Below are 16,328 nucleotides of genomic sequence, written 5' to 3'. Positions count from 1 at the left end.
AATGTCCGTCACGGGGCGCCAGCGAACCTGGAAACTGACGGCTGATATCACGAGCTGCCCGATGTGCAGCCGCCGCAACAAGGGTGCGTGCAGACGTACCGCGATCCGCGCATGGACGTTGAAGATGCCGTGCAGTCATTGCGATCGCCCCGTGGCCGAGAGCGCGACGAACAGGCCCTCCGACTGCGGCGCAATCGCCGAAACATCGTGCACCGGAGTGGCAGCTAAGCCGGCATGCACGTGATCGAGCGCCGCTCGCGCGCCAGGAGACGGACCGTCAGCGTGACCCGAAAACAGCGGCGCCCGCGTCCAGGATGAACGAGAGGAGGCCGCGACGAGGAGAGGCTCTGGCGCTCTCTCCGCATCGACAAAAGGGACGATGGCCGCGACGTAGGCTTTGGTCTCCGCCGGCAGTGGACGGTGTCTATCGCGAAACTCCTCATAGCGGCCGGGACCTGCATTATAGGCCGCGAGAAAGCCTGGCGAGCCGTAGCGGTCGTGCAGTTCGCGAAGGAAGGCGGCGCCGGCGAGGATGTTGTCACGGGGATCGAGGGGATCGCGTCCGAGACCGTAGCGAACTCGCATGTCCGTCCAGGTCTTGGGCATGAGTTGCATCAGGCCGAGTGCACCTTTCGGTGAGACGGCACGCCGATCGCCGTTGCTCTCGACCCGCATGACGGCGCCTATCCATGCAGCGGGAATGCCAAAACGCTGCGCGGCTTCTGCCACATGAGCTGCGTAGTGATCGCTCGCCCGTTGACTTTGCGCCGGCGCTCTCTGCGCGGATTCTGCTGCCGTTGGCCCGCCAATTACCAGCAGGCCCGTAAGGAGGAGAACGGCAAAGCCCGCCGTGGCTTCGCCATCATGGCGAGGCGTCTTGCTGCCTACCGGCGGTGCGCAGGGACCGCCGATTTGACAACCAGTGTGCGCGGCTGCCGGCCGACGGTTGCGCGGACCGGAGGGAGGAGACGGCGTTGCCGCGAGCAGAGGGATGGAGATTAGATCCGCCTTGTCGGTAGCACGCGTGACGGGATCCTGCATGCAATCAGTCCCGCTCGGCGCGTTGGGGCTGACGATTCCAGTTCAGGGTCCAGGCCGCTTTGTCGTCGCCCGACTGGAAGAGGTTGGCGCGGATCGGCCGCGGCAGCGCCGGGTCGTCGATGATCAACGAAACGTATTCGCCGGCCTTCTCGCCGGTACGCTTCCAGCCTGCCCCGATCTCCGGGCCGTCGGCATCGCCGAGGCGGATGCGGTAGTCCGGCGCGTTCTCGGCATCCGAGGATTCGGCCGGAACGAGAGTGAGAATCCGCTCGAAGAATAGCGTCTCAACGCGTCCGGTGAAGCCGGACTTGTCGCTGGTGAACTGGCCGATTTGTGTCATGGGAAAGCTCCTGGGTTGCTGGGTTGAAAGCGGGTCAATGGGTGGCTACACGCCAGACGAAGCGGCCGTCGCCGGCCTCATTGGTCCAAAGCGGGGCTGCGCGCGCGATGATCGAAGTGATGGGAAGCGAGCCGAAATAGCGGCCGTCCAGGCTGTCCGGGACGGTTGGGTTCATGAGAAAGACCTCGCCGGGCTCGAGGGTATGGCAACCGCTCCAACGCGGCAGCGGACCGCCGCGATGATCGTGGTCGTGTGCGGCGCCGACATCGACATGATCGACGGAAACGGTGTCGCCTGACCGGCAAACAGTCTGCCCGGGCAGCGCCATCACACGCTTCAGCAGCGGCACACCTCTGGGAAGAAAGCCGCCATCGGCAAGGAAGCTCGCGATCGGCTCCGGCAGCCGTACCGCGACCAGTTCGAGGGCGTGCAGTTCTCCAACGGGATGCAGCACGTAGAGTCCTATCGGCGTGCTCGCGGTAGCGTTCCAGATCAGCCGCGGCGCAGGATGAATGAGGGCCAGGGCGCCAGCGACCAGCGCCGCAAGGTAGGTCAACATGAGATAGCCGAAGGGAGTCATGGCGTGACGCTCCGGCGCTTGAGCCAGGCGATATGTTGCTCGCGCGTGTAGGCGCGCGGCACATGGTCGGCAGCGAGACGGTTGTGGAGATGCCGCCAGTATTCGGGCGCAGCATCAGCCGGATCGATGGAGAGCGCCTCGATGGCGTCGATCGCCTGCAACGCGCGCTCAACCTTCGGCCAGCTGTCGACGCGCAGCAGAATTTCGCCGCCGGGACGGACGAATGGCAGCGTCTGATAGCGCTGGCCGGCCTCAACGGCACGCACGATATCCATGCGCGACACCACGGTGCCATAGTCGTTCGATGCCCAGCGGACGAAGCCAAAGATGCTGCCGGGCGCAAAACTTGAGACGCTGCGGCGGCGGTCGAGAATCTTCTCCTCCGCGCGACGGCCGAAGCGCAGCCAGTGCTCGATCCGCTTCTCGATCCAGGTCAGCTCGACATGGGTGAGCGCAACAGCACGTCGATGCGACGGAGGTACGGCGCGCGGCGGCAAGGCCTCGTTGTCGTTCATGACGGCTCTCCGGCGTCAGCGGGGAATTCTCGCGCGAGCAATTCGCGGAGCATGTCGGCAACGGTCGCGCCGCGCTGGAACGCGGCGACCTTGATGCGGCCGCGCAGCGCCGGCGTGATGTCGATGGTCAAACGCGCGGTGAATGCCGCTGCTTCATTCACGCTGCGTGGCGGTGCGTCGCTCGTCCTGATCCAGCTTTCGGCGTCGCCGGGACGTAAGGCGAAGCCTCGGTTGGTGGAACGCTCGCTCATGGCGCGAACCTCGCGACTTCAGCAGCGAGAGCTGCGATCTCGCGGGCGGCGGCGCCCTGCTCCACGAACTCGAAGACGAGCCGACCGGACTGCGCGGCATCAGCGAAGACGACGCGTTGGCCGAGGGTACTGGCGAGCACCGGCGGATCGTGATCGGCCAGAGTTTCAGCGGTCTCGCGGGCGATGATCGTGCGTGCGCCGCAGCGGTTGAGCACAAAGCGAGCGGCGAGCTGGGACCGGTAGATGCGGGCCTCTCGCAGCAGAGCGAGCATCTCGGCAGACGCCCAGCCGTCGAGGGGCGAGGGTTGCACGGGGATCAGTACCAGATGGGCCGCCAGCAGCGCCGAACGCATCAATCCAGCGACGCGCGGCGGTCCGTCGATGACGACATGATCGGCGGTGCGTGCGATCTCCGGCGCCTCGCGGTGGAGGGTATCGCGCGCGAGGCCAACGACGCCGAACAACCGTGTGACGTTCTCCCTCGCGCGCTGCTGCGACCAATCCAACGCCCAGCCCTGGCGGTCAGCATCGATCAGCATCACGCGCTTTCCGCGCAGCGCCCATTCACCGGCGAGGTGTAGGGCAAGCGTCGTCTTGCCGACACCGCCCTTCTGGTTGAGCACGGCGACGATCATCGCTTGCCTCCCGCCTTGCGATCCGGGAGCGACAGAGATGGCTGACTTGGGTGCGTGGTTGGCGGGTCAGCGTCGGTGTCGTTGGCCGCAAAAGACGAGTCTGTGCGCAAGTGGAATGCTGAGTCTTTGCAGGCAGTTGAACATCGGCTGATGGTCCTTTCATCATAGACTTGGCCCTTGTTCGGTGGACTGACCGGCGGATTTGGGTTTACCGTCACCTCATTCGCCAAATTTGATTCGGGTGGCCCCATGCGGCGCATCCCGCTGAGCCGACGTTCGCACGTAACCGGCTTCCAGCCAGTCCCGACGGGGACGGCTGAGCATGAGAGCGCGCTGGAACGGGATTTCGTCACGCTGACTGCGTTCGCTGACCCAGCCGCGACGATCACCTCGCAACCCGTGACGATCAGGTTTGACGACGGCGGCAAGCTGCGCCGGTACACGCCGGATTTCCTGGTGCGCTGGAGCGATGGGCGTTCCGACTTAGTTGAAGTGAAGTACCGGGCGGATCTGCGCGCATTCTGGGCGCAACTGAGGCCCGGCTTCGCAGCAGCGCGGGCCTGGACGCGTGAGCACAAAACGAGTTTCCACATCGCGACCGAGCGCGGCATCCGCGTGCCGCGGCTGGAGAATGCAAAGCGGCTGATCCCGCTGAGGCGAGCAGCACTCGATCCGGTCGCAGCAGACCGGATGTTGCGCGTCGCTCGCGCGTTATCAGCGCCGACCTTCGGACGAATCGTCGAGGCAATGGACTGTGATCGTGCCATCGCCTTGGCCACGATGTGGCGGCTGATCGCGCGAGGGAGCCTGAGCGTCGATTTGAACGCGCCGATCCGGCTCGATACGCCAGTGACAGCGCCATGACCGAGGCAACGACTACGCCAGATCTCACCGACGTACCCGCAAAGGAGTGGCAAAAGGCGCGCCGCCGGCTTGCCGTGATCCGTGATCTGGCGGAGCTGACCGACCGCACGCGCGCGGACGCTGAGGCGGCAGCGGCCGAGTTGGACATGAGCCTGTCGCAGCTCTATCGGCTGCTCGGCCGCTATGAGGCCGATCCGCGCCTGACCAGTCTGCTGCCGGATCGCCACGGACCAAGAGCTGGAGCGATCAGGCTGCCGCCCGAGGTCGATGAGGTCATCAACACGACAATCGATGACTATTATCTCTCCCGGCAGCGACCGAGGGTGAGTGATCTGCTGGTCGAAGTCCGCCGCCGCTGTCGTGCGTTGGGCTATTATGCACCAGGTCGCAAGGCGGTGCGTCTGCGCCTGGCGCAGCGACCAGTAGCCAAGATGACTGCTCGGCGTCACGGCAGGAAGGCTGCCCACGACCAGTTCGGGGCAGCAGCCGGCTCGCTTGATGCACCGTGGCCGCTGTCGCTGGTACAGATCGACCACACGCTGATTGATGTGATCGTAGTTGATAGCGTCACGCGCGCACCGATCCAACGGCCATGGCTCACACTGGCGATCGACGTCCACTCGCGCTGCGTCGCTGGCTTCCATCTGGCGCTCGATGCGCCGTCGGCGACCAGCGCTGCGTTGTGCATCGCGCATGCAGCGTTGCCAAAGGTCGGCTGGCTGATGGCGCGCAACGTTGACGGCGAGTGGCCGATCGATGGCGTGCCCGATCGGCTGCACCTCGACAACGCTAAGGAGTTCCACTCCGAGGCGCTGAAGCGCGGCTGTGACCAGTATGGAATAGCGGTCGATTATCGGCCAGTACGCACGCCCCACTACGGCGGTCATATCGAGCGGCTGATCGGCACAATGATGGGCAAAGTCCACCTGCTGCCCGGCACGACCTTCTCGAATGTCCGTGCTAAGGGTGACCTCGACCCATCGAAGAGCGCCGTCATGACGCTCGAAGAGGTCGAGCGCTGGCTTGCCCATGCGATCGTCGGCATCTATCACCAGGAGCTGCATCGTGGGATCGGCACGACGCCGCTTGCGGCGTGGAAGCGCGGAATTTTGGGCGATGGCGAGACGCCGGGACGCGGTGCGCCGAGCGCAGTCGCGGATCCACGGCGCTTCCTGATCGACTTCCTGCCGCTCGAGCGCCGCCTCGTCCGTCGCGAAGGCGTGTTCCTGAACTCGATCGGATACTGGTCGGATGTGTTGCGCGCGTGGATCGGCGAACGCGAGCGCATGATCGTTCGCTATGATCCGCGCGATCTCAGCCGCATCTACTTGCTGGCGCCCGATGGGCGCTACTACGACCTCAGCTATTGCGACTTGCGCCGGCCGCCGATCAGCCTGTGGGAGCACCGCCTGGCGCTGAAGCGACTGCGCGAGGAAGGTCGCGCCGAGGTCAACGAAGATACGATCTTTAGGGCAATCGAGGTCATGCGCGGGATAGCCGAGCGCGCCAGCGCCGACAGCAAGCTGGCGCGTCGCCAGCGAGAACGGCGACTGCAGCTTGTTCAAACAACAGCTGAACGAGCGACCGGCACGGCCGCAGAATCTACGACACCGATTGAACCGCTGCCCGCTGATCAGCGGGTGTTCAAGAATGTGGAGGAGTGGATGTGAGCGATCGATCCTACCCGCATTTACTCCCGCAGATACGCTCGCTGGCCGACGAACCAGCCGAGCTACGCATCCGGCGTATCCGTATGGATCGATGGATCGGTTACGCACGGGCGGAAGCCGCCCTGTCGGCCATGGAGGACTTACTGACGTTCCCGAAGCGGACACGGATGCCAAACCTGTTGCTGGTCGGTCCGAGCAACAACGGCAAGACCATGATCGTTGAAAAGTTCAGGCGTGAGCACATGCGAGGCGCCGAGGCCGACGTCCGCGAAGGCGCAATTGCCGTGCCGGTCCTCAAGGTCCAGACGCCACCGGCGCCGGACGAACGTCGGTTCTTCTCGGCAGTGCTGGAAGCGCTCGGCGCACCCGATCGCAGCAACGACCTGTTGGCCGCTAAGCAGGATATGGCGATGCGGATGTTACGCGCGACCGACGTGAGGCTGCTCGCCATAGACGAGGTCCACAACATTTTGTCAGGCTCGCGCGACCAACAACGCCGCTTTCTGAACTTGCTGCGCTGGCTCGGCAACGAATTGCAGATTCCGCTCGTCGCGGTCGGTACATCCGAAGCGCTACGCGCCATCCAGAGCGATGACCAGATCCAGAGCGATGACCAGCTCGCCAACCGGTTCACGCCGTTTAGGCTGCCGCCCTGGTCTTTTGACGCCGAGTATCGGCGGATGCTCAATACGTTGGAAGCTATGCTTCCGTTGCGCGAGCCATCTGGCTTGGAGGAGCCTGCGGTCGCGCAGAAGATCTTGGCTACAGCCGAGGGCATTCTCGGCGAGGTGGTCAACTTGGTTACAATGGCGGCGGTGGCCGCGATCATCGCTGGTGAGGAGCGCATCCGCATCGAACGGATCGAAAACATGGGCTTCATCCCTCCCACGGAGCGCCGACATGCTGCCGGCTGAGACTTACGAGGTTGAGTTCTTCGAGACCGAGGCAATCGCGCCTCCGCGGCTGCCAGCGCGAGTAGCGCCATTGCCTGACGAGGTATTGGCATCGTGGTTGCTGCGGTTCGCCGAACCGTTTGCTGTCCCGCCGGAACACTTGCTGCTCGGCGACGGCGAGCGCGATCTCGCGACACATTGCGAGTGGTGGCGCAAACCTGATCCGCTTCTCATTGCCGCGCTTGCACGCGGAACCGGCCAGTCGACCGACACTGTCCGTGCGCTGACGTTTGCCGATTGGCCAGATGATGGACGAGACGATGCATTGCCGGAGCGGTTCAGTCGGCAGCGCTTTACGGTCGAGCAACCGTCGCGGCAAACGCGCCGCATCGGTGTTTGCCCGGAATGCTTCTCCGAAGATGAGACCAGTTACATCAGGCGTACGTGGACGCTCAGCTGGCTGGCCGCTTGTCCGATGCATCGCGTACCGTTTGTTCGGACATGTCCAGAATGCGGAGCAAAACTGCGGTTGCCAGCATTGTCGTCTCGCGACCACTTTGCGCCGGATCGCTGTCCGCGCTGCGCCTTCCGGCTCGCACGCGCTCCGAGCCGGCTCGCACCGGAGCCAGTGCTTCGATTGCAACAGCGCGTGCTCGAAGGACGGCCAGCCGGGATCATCGATCTGCCCGAGGTCGGCACGCTCAGCTGGCCAGTTGCAGTTGCTTTGTTCGACGTCCTGCTCGGGACGGTGTGGATCGACACCAAGCCGGCAGCCCGCGATCAGCTCTTCGCGCGGATCGCACGTGATTTGAACACCGAACCGCTCGGCGAGGTCGCTGACGCCTATCGGGGCCTTGCCATCCTCGCCTGGATGTTCGAGGCGTGGCCGATGCGGGCGCAGGCCGCGCTCGCGATCCTGCGCGCCGCGCGGCCCCGACGTCAGTTGCGGCGCTGGCCGAACCTCGATGCGGCGATCCGCGGACCAGTGGAGCAACTGCTGTTCGCCGCATGGCCCGACGAGAGCCACCCGCCCGAACGCGCATGGTGGCGAGCTTGGATCGACACCTTGCCGGAAACGGGCGAAGATTTGCGCGCACAAGCGGCCCGCGAGCGGCTGCCGCATCGGCGAGTTCGCCTCCTCGCAATCGCCGACGTGCGCGATGGCCTGCCGGTCGAGGTCGCCGATGTTATACCACGAACTCTGTATCGCTGGATTAGACGTGGAGCGAAGGGCGGCCTCGACGCCGCGCTCGAGCGGCCCCGGTGGCACCAACTCAGCGAGCCGCAGGTGATGGAGCTCGCCGAATGGATCGCCACGGCGTCGCCAGACGGACCACGCTGGCGCGCTAATCGTGTGCAGAATGAAGCGCGACGGCGGTTCGGAGTCGAGATCAGCTTGCACATCGCGGGACGATTCCTGCGCAAGTACGGTCCGTGGCGTCGGCGCAAAGTGCTCGCCAAGAGGCGACTCACACTTGCGCCAGTGTATGTGTGAAGCGGCGCGCCAGTCGCATGAAGAAGGACCACCAGTCGCATGAAGAAGGACCACAGTCGCATGATTGAGGGCCATTCTACTCATTTAGGCCCCCGTTCTCGGCTTCTGGGGCCAGCGACAGTCGACCTCGGCGTTGTCCGCAAGACGCGCGGCCCCACTACAACAGTTAGATTCTAAGTTAGACTCTAAGTTAAGGCCGGGAATCGCGGTTTCCGGCCAAAACGTTAGCTGCGGTCTGCACTCCCGAAATCCCGATACGGGCACGCCCGGAGTCCCGATAGTGCGCACGCCCGAAGTCCCGAGCTGATTCACAGCGCCATCCACAGGTGCTGTGAATGACTTAGCCGGCAGGATGCGCAGCAGTTCTCGGCATTCCCTGCGTTCGACGCTCAGGCGATAGCCTGGCAGCGGTTGACGGGCAGCGACCCGGCGGAGATCAAAGGCGAAGTCAGCGGGCTTGGCGAGGCTGCCGGATTTCTCATGGAGGTGTGCGAACTCGAACAGCCAACCCTTCGGCTGGCGGCCGGCATGCTTGCGTGCGACGCGGTAGAGCCAGCGCTCAATCCCGCCAGTCAGCCCGAAGTACGCCGGATCTATGGTAAGAACGAGCGACCGATCGATGACGCCGCGATAGAACCAGTCGGGTAGGACGAATTCCATGCCTTCCACGCGGCCATCGCGCCGGGCGCATTCCTCCCATTCGTTGATCCAGGAGAATTGGTGGCGCCGCCAATGCTCGCCCTGCCGGATGCTGGTGCGGATCACAGTCGCTTGCAGACGGGTCAGTGCGCGCTTCAAGAGCTTGTATTCGCGGGCACCAGTTTGTCGGCCGACTGCGGTCAGAAGCTGGTAAGGTGTGAAACGCAGGAAGCGCGAGGTCTTCAGACCAAGATTCTCGGCCTCGACAATCTGGCTCGCCGCCCAAATCAGCACGTCGGCATCCCAAATGGTCGCCATACCGTGCTCAGGAACTGCATAGACTTCGACACACACGTCGCCAGCCTGGTAGTGGATCGGCCTCGTCCGCTTGGTCTTGGCGAGAGAAAAGAACGGCCGCTCCATCAGGTCGCGCTGATCGCGCGGACTGGCGTCGCCAGTGGCGACAACGAACGGATCGAGCTTGCTTCGTTCGCTGGGCGTGATGAGGCGGCGCGACGACATGGGCGGGATGCCTCAGCGATGCGCGTTGGCGGCGGCACGGGCCTTGAGATAGCGAGGATCCGACGTTGAATTGCAGGCGGCCTGATCGGCCCATTCTTCGAGATCGCCGATGGCGTAGACGACGCGGCCGCCGAGCTTGCGAAAGGTCGGGCCATTGCCATGGCAGCGGTATTTCTCCAGCGTGCGCGGCGAGATGCCGAGGAGGCACGCGGCCTCTGGGGTGCGCACGTAGCGGGTGGCGAGCTGTGCGGGCCTATCGAGCATGGGAGATCTCCGTCTTGCCTCGAAGCGCCGCGGCCAAATCGCGGCATGTCGGGGCCAGAGTGGCGGAGAGTTCAGGCGTTGGGGGTGGACGAAAATTGACTTACGTTTGTGTCCCCCCACAGTCGCAACCGGGCGAAGCCAGGCGTTGCCACGAGGCGCGGATTAACTCATCGAGGCGGATGGCTTTAAGGGATCGATGGCCGCTCACAGGCCGCGTAGAAGTTTCAGATAACCGCGCTCGACCAGGGCGATCGAATCATGAATGAGGCGGTTCGCCTTACGGCGAGCATGCGAATCCTTCCACTCGACCGAACGACGGTGAGCGTGGTCGGACGCGAGCACCTTCGCTGCCACGTCGCGCGGGCCGCCACCCAGATCGTGAACGTCGAAGGCGTGAAGAAGCTGTGTCAGTCGCCGTTTCTGAAACGACGTCAGCCGCAGCGCCGCCGGCAGAAGGCCGGTGCGTTCGCCAGCAAGGTGGCGGGCGAAGTGTAGCGCCACGTCGGCGCGCAGTTCGCCCATACTGTCGAGCGGCACAAGCACCGCAGGGCAGCGCGCGGCTCGCTCGTCGCCCAAACGGACATGGAGCTCACCCGAGCCGTCTGTGACAACCAGCTCGCGACCATAAGCATCCGTCCGCTCGACGATCGGCAGTCCGAAAGCGTTGCGATCAATCGAACGAACGGTCTCGAAGTCCGGCGGCGCGGGCGTCAGGATCAATGTGCCCGGTGATGCCTCGGGAAGCCAAATGGCTGGTTCGGGCCCAACCGGAGAGGCGGGGTCATGGGCGACACCGCAACCTCCATCGACGTGCGAAACTGGTTCGGATGGTTTCGGGATCAGCGCCGTCTCGCGCGATCTGGCGTTCAGCACGGACGAAATCGCGGCGATACTCGGCATTGCGCCGCAGAAACTCAAGGGCAAAACCCGGACGCTCAAGGCGATTCAGGCGTTCAATGGTCTCCGGCGCCCGCCAATACTGGGTCGGCATGGTCTTCTCGTCTTTCGTTCTGTGCCCCGCACCACGAATCCAGAAAGACGCTACAAGAAACTAGCCCCTTAGGTTGCATCACGCGATGTCACAATTTGTGTGATCGGACGCAAATTCACTGCATCCGCGGCTCCAAAAGGTCCCGATATCCGGCTTCCGACATCCATCGCGCACGGGCGAGATGGCTGTCGTGGACGATTTTGGCACGATCCGGTTCGCGTGCCGGGTCGAGGCCGAAGAGCACGTTGACCACCTCACGCCAGTCGGCGCCCTCCTCCTCGGCTATTAACAACCTAACGTAGATTGCGAGATGTTTCTCGTCGTAGGCATTGACGCGATCAGTTATTGGCGGGCTGTCCTGGAATGGCGCCTCGTTCATTGCTATTGCCCCTCAGCAAGGATGCAGCGATTAGAACTCATCTAAGCTCCGGAACTTTGCAAGCCGGGAAACCGTCGTACGCGATTTGTGCCGTGATGCGCAAATCGCATCGCGGTGCTCCCCGGAAGTGGCAAACCAGGCCCAAGCCAGACGATATGAATAACACGGCCCGGTACGAATCGGAACGATCGTTCCTGGAACGATCGTTCCGATGTGAGTTCCCTTGTCGCCATGGATCTCAAGGAGGTCATGGCGATCAATTTGCGTCGGATCCGCCATAAGAAGGAGATGACGCAGGAAGAATTGGCCGATGGTGCCGGGCTAAGTGTCCGTTACATCGGCGCAATTGAACGCGCCGATGTGTCGGCCAGCGTGACGGTGCTCGGCCGCATCGCGGAGGCCCTTGGGGTCGAAGCAACCGATCTGATCAAACGAACGGCGGTTCATCCTCATCGTGGTCGATGACGCAACGAATTTATGCCACATCGCAGCCTTGGCACGTTATGAATCAACTCGGCATTGCGTCACGCATAAGTTGATAGGCGACTTTACGAAAATCTGGTCTGTCTCCAAAGACGCATACCTGTCCAGGGATGGAAGGGCGTGATGAGTGAGATGGAGTGGGCTTTATGACCCTGTACGAGCACTTGCCAGCCGACATCCGCGAAGTCGTGGACGCTTACGTCCGGGACCTCAGGCCCCAACCTTGGCGGATTCGCTTACTCTTGCTGATTGATCTCCTTCAAGAGAAGTTGGAGGGCGGACCCGCCGCTGAGCATTGGCGTCTACTTCAACAATGGACCGGCATAGTGACGGCAATCTTGGAACACTTGCCGCCTGACAGTTCGGTCGTCGAATGTTTGGGGTTGATGAGCATCAGCTTCAACGACCAATGGCGCGCTCAGGCGCTCGGCCAGATCGAGCGCGATCCTACGGTGCTGGATCGTCTCGTCGCAATTTGCCCCGACTGGGGAGACATCGTCGAAACCGTATTGGAGGCCAATCAGAGACGGCCGATCAAGGCCGGGCAGGCTCGCGCTCGTTGATCGGGATCGATCCGGCACGTGCACCGGCTCGCCAAGCTCTGCGCGGCCAGCTCTAGAGCTTAGCGATGCCCCGCCCGGGCGAGCCGGGCGAGGCATTGCGGGTCGGATCAGTCGCCGTTCCGACGGTTAGGACGAGACCAGATCACGCTGAAGCCCTCGCCCTCTTCATCGGCGAAGAGGTTGGCGAAGATCGGAGCAGTGAAGCTCGGATCGTCGAGCTTGAGGCCCAGATAGTCGCGGCCCTCGTTGGAGCGCTTTGACCAAGCGGCCCCGATCTCCACGCGGCCGACATAGATCCGGTGGCTGGGGGCGTTGTCGCCCGAGCGGCTGGTTTCGGGGACGATGCGGACGTTTCTCGCCTGCAGCGAGAGGGTGACGATTTGCCCGTTGAACTCGTTGTTGCCGGTCTTCTTGAAGGTGCCGATGGTCGCCATGGTAGTTCTCCTTGATCTGAAGTTTTCCGAGCCCGCACCTTGCGGCCTCGATGGTGATCGACAGGCCGGAGGCGATCGACGGCGCACCCCGAAGGGGCCGAAGCGTCAGCGGAGGATGGCAGCCAGGCGACTTTCTTGTTTCGCGAGGAATGACGGCGCAGCCGGCAGGGGAAGAAAGTCGATCGGCGCCGTTGCGCCATAGGCGGTCGAGGCGTCAGCCGTCCTTCGGCCAGATCAATCCATCGAAGAGGCCGTTGGTGCGCTCGGTCCGAACAGAGCTGACATCAAGGAGAGCGTGGCGATCTGCGAGTCCACTGAAAGAGTTGGCACAACCGAATCCAGTGGTGATAAGCTCTCTTTATTGCAGGTGGACGGATCTCCGCTTTCACGATAGCGCGTCGACAGCACACCACATTCACGAGAGCGGCTGGCCGTATCTGTGATCCGTCGCCGTTTGGTCGGTGCCGCCCAAGGACTGCCACGAAACTGCCACTCTGCGATGATCGGTCGAGTCTCGACGCTTGGGCCGTTCTGAGTCTAGTTCAAAGACAAGATTCGCGAGCGCGCTGGATGCCTGATCCGCCCCTTCAATGTGACGCTATCGGCCGTCGCCAGGCCTTTCCCTGGACGGCGCAGAGGTCACGACATATTAGCCGTGCAGCCCAGGGAGGATCTCGTGCAGGACGGTACCCGTTAAGAGCTTGAGGGAGAAGAGAATCGGATGAGCGACAATAGCAACCTCGAACACAGAACCATCGAAGCGATACGGCACTATCGCGAGGCCCTCGCCGTGGTCGACGGCCTGGAGCGAAAAGAACGTTCCGCGCATCGAGCGCTGACCAGGATACTGCCTGAATTGGGGCGCGCCTTACGCAGCCAAAACACGCGGTGTCTTAAGAATAGCATTAAGATCGGCTCGGCAGCTGTCTCGCGGCAGAACGAAGCGTGGGCCAACCTAACTGAGGCGACCGCACGTTTGGATTCAGCCCGCTCGACTTTGGCCGCCCTCGAGCGCCAACTGAGATATCTTCCAAAGGTCTCAAAACCACGAGATTCAGGCTAGCTCAAAGTATGCCAGGACGCCGAGCTCCGCCTCATCCTAGGCGGAGATTTTCTGCGGCTTGTTTGCCGCTGCGGTTCGTCACCAGCTCGTAGCTGACCTTCGTGCCTTCAACGAGCGAGGTATAGCCGGCCTTCTCTACCGCAGAGATGTGCACGAAAACATCTTTGCCACCGTCATCCGGCGCAATGAATCCATAGCCTTTCGTCGGGTTGAACCACTTAACAGTCCCTAACGCCACGTCATTTGCTCCAAAAAGAAAGAACACGTTCATATCTAAATCAATCAACGATCCGGTCGCAAGTCTCCGCGCGAATATTAGCTTGAAGGGATCCGTTGTCTCGCCCGGTCGCAGGTTCTTGGACAGAGGAAATAAAATGCCCGACGTGATGGTCGTACAAGCACTTTGAAATCGGCCGGCATTCAAGAACGACGACGCGAAGGTCACATTTTCTTCGAAAACCGCGTGCTAACTGTCGCCTGGTTGTCGCGGCCGGATGTACGCCGTGGCATCACGGGAGCCCCGGCCTTCATGCCGGGGTTTTTCGTTTTTGGCGCGAGAAGCACGCCGATTCAAGAGCCTTTTGTGCAGCTGATTTGAGTAGGATCATGACGCGTCGTAGACTGCGTCCTGTACGTGGACCCATTACAATCTTTGTCGTGTCCATGAAGCCCCGCGGACAGCGCCAGCGATCGCGCTCGGCGTCATGGATCGGGTCGGGGTGATCGGTATTTCGTTGGCGCGCAGCGCAACCAGATGGCTGCGCTTGAAAGGATAGCGTTGTAGCTCAGGGAATGCCGGCAGCACATCGAGCGCTCGAGCTCGTGAATCAGTGTTGTCTTTCGACCCGAGATGATGTCCGCGGGCCCTGCGCGCCATATCGAGTCCGCACCAAGGGCAAGAGCGGCCTTCGCTCACGCTCCGCACCATTGCCTCTCGACCTTTCGGCGTCAGTGGCACATTCTTGTGGGTATCCATTCGGCTCTCCCCACCGGCAGCCGCCCTCACTTGGTGGGTGGATTGAGTCCGACCCTGGTCTAGTTGGCCTTCAAACTGACGGCCGCCGCCCCGGTTTATAGCCTGGTCCTTGTCTTAGGCCAGAGCGAATTTCAACCAGAGATTAAGGCCGTGATGCACGATCCGGATGCGTCGGCCCTGCGATCTTTGTCTGGTTTTTCACAGCCGTGTACAAAAGCTGTAAGATCCAAGACATCGCGCGCCGTGGCGCATGGCGAACTGTTTCAAAGCGTAACCAGGCGGTTTAATGCGCGAGGAACGCTGGCATGGTCATTGCTCTCGCTGCAGGCAACAACGGCGCTGGCTACTCCGCGTCTGGCGCGAGAGGAATGGTCCAATATGAGCTTGGTAAGGTCATTGGAAAGGGCGGAAGTTGACGCCTTCTATACGCTCAATGAGGGGCGTCTTGCATCCGTCACGCGCGAATTTACTGAGCATTTCTCGGGACGCGTGCTGTATGCGGTGAAGGCGAATCCGTTGCCCAAAATTCTTCACGCGGTCTCTCGCGCCGGAGTGGCTGGATTCGACGTAGCGTCGCTGGCCGAAGCCCACCTTGTCCATTCCACTATTCCCGGGGCCCGTTCATGGTTCATGAATCCCGTGAAATCTCGTCGCGATATCGAACGGACGTTTCGCGATCTGGGAGTTCGCGACTATGTCATCGATTGCGAAGCCGAGCTGCGGAAGCTCCTCGAAGCCTTGCCGTTGCATGATCCGGAAATACGAATCTACGTCCGGTTCAAGTGTAGCGCGACGTGCGCCATCATAGACTTAAACGGCAAGTTTGGTGCCTCGCCCGCCGAAGCGAGCCGTCTGCTGGATCTCGTCAACGCGCAATCGCGCTGGACCACGGGGTTGTCCTTTCACCCAGGCTCCCAAACGATCGTTGTCGATCCCATCTGCATGGCATTCGGGCGGCCGTCGACATTATAGAAGCTGTTTCTCCGGCCCCCACAGCGCTCGATATCGGTGGCGGCTTTCCCGGCCATTATCTGAACTTCCCCTATCACTCTCCCTTGCGCATGCTCTCCGAGATCACGAAACTGGTGCGCGGAACGGATGCACTAAAGCGTGTTGAACTGTTGTGTGAGCCCGGACGAGCACTGGTTCACGATAGCATCTCTTTGTTTTGCCGCGTGATCTTAAGAAAAGGTGAGGCGCTCTACTGCGGCGCGGGCATCTACAGCGGGCTCTCACCTGCCCGACAATGTTTTCTGCTCCCCGCCCGCGCTTGGCGTGGGGGACAGCCGATCCAGACTGAGGAGTGGCAGGACTTCATCATCTTTGGCCCAACTTGCGACAGCATGGACAGGCTTGGATTCTCGTATTCACTGCCACGCGATTTGAGCGAAGGCGATTGGATTGAATTCCAGAATGTGGGCGCCTATACGGATATGGCGCGATTCAACGGGTTTTCGGTTGATAAGATCGTGGCTGTAGGACAGGATGAACTTACCATGTTGCCCGCCGCCATTCAGTAGTTGTTCATAAACATACTAGCAACGAGGCGCGCCTTGGCATCGATCGCGAGCGTCTTGATGGTGCCGGTATAGGTGCCATCGTTGGTGCGGGTGAACGAACCGATCTGGGACATGGTGGATCTCCTGTGCTGTGTTCAAGCCCGCGACCATCGCCGCCTTGATGGCGATCTCTGAGCGCCGCAACGACTGACCCGCAGCCTCTTGGCCCCC

Annotated in this window: 23 protein-coding genes; 9 read left to right on the top strand and 14 right to left on the bottom strand. The window is 62.2% G+C overall.

The features are described from left to right. Window positions 1-135: 135 nt before the first annotated feature. From XH79_RS03995 to parA, 6 genes are read right to left on the bottom strand one after another with little or no spacing between them, the layout of a single operon-like run. The gene (locus tag XH79_RS03995) at window positions 136-1,041 is read right to left on the bottom strand and encodes a lytic transglycosylase domain-containing protein (protein ID WP_271580776.1); all 906 of its coding nucleotides are present in this window, start codon (window positions 1,039-1,041) and stop codon (window positions 136-138) included. Between the two features lie 4 nt (window positions 1,042-1,045). Further along, on the bottom strand, window positions 1,046-1,381 hold the full coding sequence (locus tag XH79_RS03990; protein WP_271580775.1) for a DUF736 domain-containing protein: 336 nt from the start codon (window positions 1,379-1,381) through the stop codon (window positions 1,046-1,048). Window positions 1,382-1,415: 34 nt separating this feature from the next. Beyond that, on the bottom strand, window positions 1,416-1,961 hold the full coding sequence (locus XH79_RS03985; RefSeq protein ID WP_271580774.1) for a S26 family signal peptidase: 546 nt from the start codon (window positions 1,959-1,961) through the stop codon (window positions 1,416-1,418). Continuing rightward, window positions 1,958-2,476 (bottom strand): DUF2840 domain-containing protein, encoded by a 519-nt coding sequence (locus XH79_RS03980; protein WP_271580773.1) that lies wholly within the window; start codon window positions 2,474-2,476, stop codon window positions 1,958-1,960. The genes XH79_RS03985 and XH79_RS03980 overlap by 4 nt, the downstream gene beginning before the upstream one ends. Further along, window positions 2,473-2,727 (bottom strand): ribbon-helix-helix protein, encoded by a 255-nt coding sequence (locus XH79_RS03975; RefSeq protein ID WP_271580772.1) that lies wholly within the window; start codon window positions 2,725-2,727, stop codon window positions 2,473-2,475. The genes XH79_RS03980 and XH79_RS03975 overlap by 4 nt, the downstream gene beginning before the upstream one ends. Beyond that, entirely contained in the window at window positions 2,724-3,362 is a 639-nt protein-coding gene (gene parA / locus XH79_RS03970) for a ParA family partition ATPase (protein WP_271580771.1), read from the bottom strand. Before parA ends, XH79_RS03975 begins: the two co-directional genes overlap by 4 nt. A 177-nt stretch (window positions 3,363-3,539) precedes the next feature. Here parA and XH79_RS03965 point away from each other — a divergent pair, with 177 nt between their 5' ends. From XH79_RS03965 to XH79_RS03950, 4 genes are read left to right on the top strand one after another with little or no spacing between them, the layout of a single operon-like run. Then, window positions 3,540-4,226 (top strand): TnsA endonuclease N-terminal domain-containing protein, encoded by a 687-nt coding sequence (locus tag XH79_RS03965; protein ID WP_271580770.1) that lies wholly within the window; start codon window positions 3,540-3,542, stop codon window positions 4,224-4,226. Next, window positions 4,223-5,896: a Mu transposase C-terminal domain-containing protein gene (locus XH79_RS03960; protein ID WP_271580769.1), complete on the top strand. Its 1,674-nt coding sequence runs from the start codon at window positions 4,223-4,225 to the stop codon at window positions 5,894-5,896. Before XH79_RS03965 ends, XH79_RS03960 begins: the two co-directional genes overlap by 4 nt. Then, complete coding sequence (locus XH79_RS03955) at window positions 5,893-6,810, top strand: TniB family NTP-binding protein (RefSeq protein WP_271580768.1); 918 nt, start codon at window positions 5,893-5,895, stop codon at window positions 6,808-6,810. The genes XH79_RS03960 and XH79_RS03955 overlap by 4 nt, the downstream gene beginning before the upstream one ends. Then, window positions 6,797-8,284: a TniQ family protein gene (locus XH79_RS03950; RefSeq protein ID WP_271580767.1), complete on the top strand. Its 1,488-nt coding sequence runs from the start codon at window positions 6,797-6,799 to the stop codon at window positions 8,282-8,284. The genes XH79_RS03955 and XH79_RS03950 overlap by 14 nt, the downstream gene beginning before the upstream one ends. Before the next feature lie 84 nt (window positions 8,285-8,368). On the opposite strand, the gene XH79_RS03945 is transcribed toward XH79_RS03950, so the two are convergent. The 5 genes from XH79_RS03945 to XH79_RS03925 form a co-directional block, all read right to left on the bottom strand. Next, on the bottom strand, window positions 8,369-9,445 hold the full coding sequence (locus tag XH79_RS03945) for a replication initiator protein A (protein ID WP_271580766.1): 1,077 nt from the start codon (window positions 9,443-9,445) through the stop codon (window positions 8,369-8,371). A gap of 12 nt (window positions 9,446-9,457) precedes the next feature. Next, a complete protein-coding gene (locus XH79_RS03940; RefSeq protein WP_271580765.1) occupies window positions 9,458-9,709 on the bottom strand; it encodes a helix-turn-helix transcriptional regulator in 252 nt (83 codons plus the stop codon). 204 nt (window positions 9,710-9,913) lie between these two features. Then, a complete protein-coding gene (locus tag XH79_RS03935; protein WP_271580764.1) occupies window positions 9,914-10,582 on the bottom strand; it encodes a DUF2285 domain-containing protein in 669 nt (222 codons plus the stop codon). Then, a complete protein-coding gene (locus XH79_RS03930) occupies window positions 10,491-10,700 on the bottom strand; it encodes a transcriptional regulator domain-containing protein (protein ID WP_271580763.1) in 210 nt (69 codons plus the stop codon). Before XH79_RS03930 ends, XH79_RS03935 begins: the two co-directional genes overlap by 92 nt. A gap of 115 nt (window positions 10,701-10,815) precedes the next feature. Continuing rightward, window positions 10,816-11,079 (bottom strand): DUF2285 domain-containing protein, encoded by a 264-nt coding sequence (locus XH79_RS03925; protein ID WP_271580762.1) that lies wholly within the window; start codon window positions 11,077-11,079, stop codon window positions 10,816-10,818. Window positions 11,080-11,310: 231 nt separating this feature from the next. On the opposite strand from XH79_RS03925, the gene XH79_RS03920 reads away from it, so the two are divergent. Further along, window positions 11,311-11,544 carry a helix-turn-helix domain-containing protein gene (locus tag XH79_RS03920; RefSeq protein ID WP_271580761.1) on the top strand — a complete coding sequence of 78 codons (234 nt, stop codon included), beginning with the start codon at window positions 11,311-11,313 and terminating at the stop codon, window positions 11,542-11,544. A 164-nt stretch (window positions 11,545-11,708) separates the two neighbouring features. Next, window positions 11,709-12,125, top strand: coding sequence for a hypothetical protein (locus XH79_RS03915; protein ID WP_271580760.1), 417 nt, complete (start codon window positions 11,709-11,711; stop codon window positions 12,123-12,125). Between the two features lie 107 nt (window positions 12,126-12,232). On the opposite strand, the gene XH79_RS03910 is transcribed toward XH79_RS03915, so the two are convergent. Then, window positions 12,233-12,559, bottom strand: a complete 327-nt coding sequence (locus tag XH79_RS03910) for a DUF736 domain-containing protein (RefSeq protein WP_271580759.1) — start codon at window positions 12,557-12,559, stop codon at window positions 12,233-12,235. Window positions 12,560-13,280: 721 nt separating this feature from the next. On the opposite strand from XH79_RS03910, the gene XH79_RS03905 reads away from it, so the two are divergent. After that, window positions 13,281-13,622 (top strand): hypothetical protein, encoded by a 342-nt coding sequence (locus XH79_RS03905; RefSeq protein ID WP_271580758.1) that lies wholly within the window; start codon window positions 13,281-13,283, stop codon window positions 13,620-13,622. Window positions 13,623-13,653: 31 nt separating this feature from the next. Here XH79_RS03905 and XH79_RS03900 read toward each other — a convergent pair whose 3' ends face one another. After that, entirely contained in the window at window positions 13,654-13,893 is a 240-nt protein-coding gene (locus XH79_RS03900; RefSeq protein ID WP_271580787.1) for a cold-shock protein, read from the bottom strand. A gap of 768 nt (window positions 13,894-14,661) precedes the next feature. Between XH79_RS03900 and XH79_RS03895 the strand changes: the two genes are divergently transcribed. After that, window positions 14,662-15,570 (top strand): alanine racemase, encoded by a 909-nt coding sequence (locus XH79_RS03895; protein WP_271580757.1) that lies wholly within the window; start codon window positions 14,662-14,664, stop codon window positions 15,568-15,570. A gap of 89 nt (window positions 15,571-15,659) precedes the next feature. After that, complete coding sequence (locus XH79_RS03890) at window positions 15,660-16,118, top strand: hypothetical protein (RefSeq protein ID WP_271580786.1); 459 nt, start codon at window positions 15,660-15,662, stop codon at window positions 16,116-16,118. Here XH79_RS03890 and XH79_RS03885 read toward each other — a convergent pair. Beyond that, the gene (locus XH79_RS03885; protein ID WP_271580756.1) at window positions 16,112-16,231 is read right to left on the bottom strand and encodes a DUF736 family protein; all 120 of its coding nucleotides are present in this window, start codon (window positions 16,229-16,231) and stop codon (window positions 16,112-16,114) included. The two genes, XH79_RS03890 and XH79_RS03885, sit on opposite strands and share 7 nt — an antisense overlap. Between the last annotated feature and the right edge of the window lie 97 nt (window positions 16,232-16,328).

This window comes from Bradyrhizobium sp. CCBAU 45389 (assembly GCF_028128625.1).
Lineage (GTDB): Bacteria > Pseudomonadota > Alphaproteobacteria > Rhizobiales > Xanthobacteraceae > Bradyrhizobium > Bradyrhizobium liaoningense_B.
Note: the sequence above shows the minus strand (reverse complement) of the source record. Positions and strands in the feature narration are given on the sequence as shown.

What these genes read in the sequence shown, in the direction of transcription:
- XH79_RS03995 (WP_271580776.1), bottom strand. Translation starts at nt 1,041, where the DNA reads ATGCAGGATCCCGTCACGCGTGCTACCGACAAGGCGGATCTAATCTCC.
- XH79_RS03990 (WP_271580775.1), bottom strand. Translation starts at nt 1,381, where the DNA reads ATGACACAAATCGGCCAGTTCACCAGCGACAAGTCCGGCTTCACCGGA.
- XH79_RS03985 (WP_271580774.1), bottom strand. Translation starts at nt 1,961, where the DNA reads ATGACTCCCTTCGGCTATCTCATGTTGACCTACCTTGCGGCGCTGGTC.
- XH79_RS03980 (WP_271580773.1), bottom strand. Translation starts at nt 2,476, where the DNA reads ATGAACGACAACGAGGCCTTGCCGCCGCGCGCCGTACCTCCGTCGCAT.
- XH79_RS03975 (WP_271580772.1), bottom strand. Translation starts at nt 2,727, where the DNA reads ATGAGCGAGCGTTCCACCAACCGAGGCTTCGCCTTACGTCCCGGCGAC.
- parA (WP_271580771.1), bottom strand. Translation starts at nt 3,362, where the DNA reads ATGATCGTCGCCGTGCTCAACCAGAAGGGCGGTGTCGGCAAGACGACG.
- XH79_RS03960 (WP_271580769.1), top strand. Translation starts at nt 4,223, where the DNA reads ATGACCGAGGCAACGACTACGCCAGATCTCACCGACGTACCCGCAAAG.
- XH79_RS03950 (WP_271580767.1), top strand. Translation starts at nt 6,797, where the DNA reads ATGCTGCCGGCTGAGACTTACGAGGTTGAGTTCTTCGAGACCGAGGCA.
- XH79_RS03945 (WP_271580766.1), bottom strand. Translation starts at nt 9,445, where the DNA reads ATGTCGTCGCGCCGCCTCATCACGCCCAGCGAACGAAGCAAGCTCGAT.
- XH79_RS03940 (WP_271580765.1), bottom strand. Translation starts at nt 9,709, where the DNA reads ATGCTCGATAGGCCCGCACAGCTCGCCACCCGCTACGTGCGCACCCCA.
- XH79_RS03930 (WP_271580763.1), bottom strand. Translation starts at nt 10,700, where the DNA reads ATGCCGACCCAGTATTGGCGGGCGCCGGAGACCATTGAACGCCTGAAT.
- XH79_RS03925 (WP_271580762.1), bottom strand. Translation starts at nt 11,079, where the DNA reads ATGAACGAGGCGCCATTCCAGGACAGCCCGCCAATAACTGATCGCGTC.
- XH79_RS03920 (WP_271580761.1), top strand. Translation starts at nt 11,311, where the DNA reads ATGGATCTCAAGGAGGTCATGGCGATCAATTTGCGTCGGATCCGCCAT.
- XH79_RS03915 (WP_271580760.1), top strand. Translation starts at nt 11,709, where the DNA reads ATGACCCTGTACGAGCACTTGCCAGCCGACATCCGCGAAGTCGTGGAC.
- XH79_RS03910 (WP_271580759.1), bottom strand. Translation starts at nt 12,559, where the DNA reads ATGGCGACCATCGGCACCTTCAAGAAGACCGGCAACAACGAGTTCAAC.
- XH79_RS03905 (WP_271580758.1), top strand. Translation starts at nt 13,281, where the DNA reads ATGAGCGACAATAGCAACCTCGAACACAGAACCATCGAAGCGATACGG.
- XH79_RS03900 (WP_271580787.1), bottom strand. Translation starts at nt 13,893, where the DNA reads ATGAACGTGTTCTTTCTTTTTGGAGCAAATGACGTGGCGTTAGGGACT.
- XH79_RS03890 (WP_271580786.1), top strand. Translation starts at nt 15,660, where the DNA reads ATGCTCTCCGAGATCACGAAACTGGTGCGCGGAACGGATGCACTAAAG.
- XH79_RS03885 (WP_271580756.1), bottom strand. Translation starts at nt 16,231, where the DNA reads ATGTCCCAGATCGGTTCGTTCACCCGCACCAACGATGGCACCTATACC.